At 79.5% G+C, this 1,330-nt stretch carries 1 protein-coding gene; it reads right to left on the bottom strand.

The features are described from left to right. On the bottom strand, positions 1-1,330 hold a 1,330-nt coding region (locus AWB89_RS27395; protein ID WP_338152785.1), incomplete at both ends, for a PGRS repeat-containing protein.

Genomic DNA, 1,330 nt, shown 5'->3' with positions numbered 1-1,330 from the left:
ATCGCCAGCGGCCCCACTGGTGGCGCCGACGGCTGTGCTGCCGCCGCCACCGCCGACTCCGCCGTCGCCCCAGAACAGCCCGCCGGCTCCCCCGGCGCCGCCGGCGCCCGCGATCCCGGCGGCCGCAAATCCTCCGGCACCCCCGGCGCCCCCGGTGCCCAGCAGCCCGGCAACCCCTCCCGCACCACCGCTGAGGTTCGCCGCGCCGGACCCGCCGGCTCCCCCGTCGCCCAACAAGAACCCGCCGGCGCCGCCGGGAAGCCCGCTGCCGGCCGGCGCGTTGGCGCCGTTGCCGATCAGCGGCCGTCCGAACAGCGCGTCGGTGGGTGCGTTGATCACCCCGAGTGCCGACTGCGTCACGGCGTGCCAGGGCGAGGGGTTGGCCGGGGCGTTGAACCCGTCGGCCCCGAACACCAGCCCACCGCCGCCACCGGCACCGGTGCCGCCCGCCGTCAGGCCGAGGCCGCCGTTGCCGCCGTTCCCGCCATCGCCCAGCAGCACAGCGTTACCACCCGCACCGCCGTTACCACCGGCGGCGGCCACACCGCCGTTGCCGCCCTCGCCGCCGGCACCGCCGCCACCAAAGAGCAGGCCGGCCTGACCGCCGGTGCCGCCGGCGCCACCGCCGAGCGGGCCGGTTCCGCCCGCGCCGCCGACCCCGCCGTAGCCGAGCACACCGGCGCTGCCGCCGCCGCCACCAGCACCCCCGGCACCGGCCACGCCGTTCCCACCCACACCGCCGGCCCCGGCGCTGCCGAACAACAACGCACCGTTGCCGCCGAGCCCGCCGTTGCCGCCGGTCACGTTGCCGCTGCCGCCCGTACCGCCGGCCCCACCGGCGCCCAGCAGAACGCCCGCGTTGCCGCCGTTACCCCCGACACCGCCAGTCCCGCCGCTAGCGGAGACCGCGGTGCCGCCACCCTGCCCACCGGCGCCACCACTACCCAACAGGAAGCCGCCCGCCCCACCGGCGCCGCCCGCGCCACCGGTCCCGCCGGCCCCGGAGGCGATTGCTCCCCCGCCGGTGCCACCGTTGCCGCCGCCGGCGTCGACGAGCCCACCCAACAGACCGCCGGCCCCACCGGCGCCACCGGCGCCGCCGGCGGTGGTGCCCATCCCGCCGGCCCCGCCATTGCCACCCGGCCCGAACAGCCCACCGGCGCCGCCTACTCCACCGGCCCCGCCGATGCCATTTCCGATTCCGCCGGCACCGCCGGTGCCACCGCTGCGCCACAGGAGCCCGCCGGCCCCACCGGCACCACCGGCGGCGGGCACTTGGCCCCCTCCACCGGTTCCGCCGGCCCCACCGGCGCCGCCGGTGCCGAACCTG

The sequence above is a fragment of the Mycobacterium paraense genome (assembly GCF_002101815.1).
GTDB classification, from domain to species: domain Bacteria; phylum Actinomycetota; class Actinomycetes; order Mycobacteriales; family Mycobacteriaceae; genus Mycobacterium; species Mycobacterium paraense.
Note: the sequence above shows the minus strand (reverse complement) of the source record. Positions and strands in the feature narration are given on the sequence as shown.